Here is a 2,294-nt window from a genome sequence, read left to right as displayed (position 1 = left end):
TAAGGGCAAAAAAGTGCAAGATGGGTTGAAAAGCTATATTGGACTGAGTTTCAGAGAACTCACGAAAGAAAGCTTCAAGCTTGAGGAATTCTGCGGGGGGTGCAGAAGTTCCAAATCGTGAGACAGGTTTGTAACGACTGCCCTAGCTTGGTTGAGTGCGATGTTCCGCTCAGAGTAACCGAGGAGTCAGTCTCACGAATTTGGGGCGTTGTAGCGGGCTGTAAAGTGATGCTTTAGTCCGATTTCAGTCCTGCTCGATTTTGAGACAGCAAATCTCGAAATGAGACTTCTTTTGAGATAGTTAACTGGCAGCCATCGAGGATCTACAACTGTAGTAAGCTTTAGTCCAAACCTGTGTAGTATGCCGTCAAAAGACATTAGTAGAAATTATCAATTTGCTGCTGAAATACTCTTAAGGCAAAATCTGGTTCCATTCTATTACTACTGAGACCCCATCGCGAAAGAGATGAAAGGATAAGGGGGATCAACTTCTTTTTGACCCAGCGCCCTTGCTCGTCGGCTAAGTTTAACCAGATTTTGCAATGGACCCTTGAAAACCGACTCAATTTTCTACCAACTCTTCCAGGCTGCCCCCAGTGCCTTTTTTGAGTTAATCGGCAACACTGACCCGCGCACCAGCACCTACGGGTTTGGCTCTCAAGAAGTCAAGCAAGCCAACTTTACGATCGACGGCATCTTTTTGCCGCCGACTCGGATGTCCCAATTTCCGATCTACTTTGTGGAAGCACAGGGATATCGCGATAAGAAAGGCGAGAACTTCTACTACCGCTTTTTTGGAGAGATTCATCTTTATCTGAAAGACTACCAGCCCTCAAATGACTGGCGGGGAGTGGTGATCTTCACAGAAAAGCGATTCGATCCAGGGTTGCCGCCCCACTACGCTGAGTATGAGAACAGCCCCAGAGTGCAGCGCATTTATTTAAACAAGTTGCCGCCAGAACTGGGCGATCGCTCTTTAGGACTAGGGATTTTACAACTGATTGGAACGACTCAGAAACAGGCTCCCGCGAAAGGACGCGCCCTGATTGAGCGAACCCAGCAAGAGCTTACGGATGCGATAGTGCAGCGAAATTTCATAGAATTAGTGGAGACAATCTTTGTTTACCGGAATGGAGGGCTGGGGAACCCTTAAAGCCCCTGTCTTTTAAGCATGGGGATGTAAAAGGGGTTCCCGCGTGGCGGTCACGCCACAGAGTCTATTTAACTTTCTGATCAGCGATGTACTGCTTAATCACTTCTAAGGGTGCCCCTCCAACCGTCGCAACGAAGTATGAATTAGGGGCAAACGGGGAATTCGGACAAAATCGTACGCTAAGACTGAAATCCTCTCTTAGAGAGCTTTCCCAGCTCCCGCATGATCGATAAACTAGCTCTTTAAGTCGTTTTAAGCGGTTTCTTACAAGGATAAAACCATACGGGGTTCTAGCTGATTGACTAATATTGCCCACCCCGCCCTAACTGTAAAAGTAGAATTGAAACCTTTGCTGGTTAGTCTTTTCAGCGCCTTTCTCCCTTCCCACTTGCTGCCTTGCTATGCGTTCTTGATCGTGCGAAAACTTAGCCCATATTGATTTAAATGCACCATGATTCTGGCAAGGGTTATCGCACTAGAAATGATGCTGATTTGATGGCTATAGAGCCCAACCAAGAGATCGTGCGGAAAGTAGACTTTTTGCACTCTCAAAGGCTCTGTAGCCCAAACAGTGTTCCAGATCCCTATCTACACAAGCTTTCGATAGTCTATGCGGCTAACTTTACGTTTTGGGCAGGATGGGCAATATTAGCCTGATTAGGACACCGGACAAGTGAATTATAAAATCCTGTAAGTCATACAGGAAAAGACTTTTAGGCTTAGCGTACGATTTTGTCCGAATTCCCCGTTTGCCCCATCATGACCTTTCGACCTGAATTGCTCGATGAATTACTCAAAGGCTATCAAAGCCCAGAAGATTTAGTCGGAACCGGAGGTATTCTAAAACAGTTGACGACCGCCCTGGTTGAGCGTTGCTTGAATGCAGAAATGGCACATCATTTAGAGGAAGAACGGGCAGAGCCAGTCGAAGCAACCCCCTCTCGGAATCGTCGCAACGGGCACAGCAAAAAGACGATTAAGGGCGAATTTGGTGAAGCCGAGATTGCGATACCACGAGACCGCAATGGAGCTTTTGAACCCGTCATTATCCAGAAAGGGCAAACTCGGTTTGATGGCTTTGATGGCAAGATTCTGTCGCTCTACTCAAGAGGCATGAGCGTGCGCGATGTCCAGGCACAGT

The 2,294-nt window shown here is 47.1% G+C and carries 2 protein-coding genes; both read left to right on the top strand.

What is annotated here, in order from left to right:
* The first annotated feature begins 550 nt into the window (after positions 1-550).
* A complete protein-coding gene (locus A8707_RS26045; protein WP_082906519.1) occupies positions 551-1,153 on the top strand; it encodes a DUF2887 domain-containing protein in 603 nt (200 codons plus the stop codon).
* Positions 1,154-1,912: 759 nt separating this feature from the next.
* A partial coding sequence (locus A8707_RS26040; RefSeq protein ID WP_197485101.1) for a transposase occupies positions 1,913-2,294 on the top strand: 382 nt, incomplete at its 3' end.

Origin of the sequence: Phormidesmis priestleyi BC1401 (assembly GCF_001650195.1) — a bacterium.
GTDB classification, from domain to species: Bacteria; Cyanobacteriota; Cyanobacteriia; order Leptolyngbyales; family Leptolyngbyaceae; genus Phormidesmis_A; species Phormidesmis_A priestleyi_B.
Note: the sequence above shows the minus strand (reverse complement) of the source record. Positions and strands in the feature narration are given on the sequence as shown.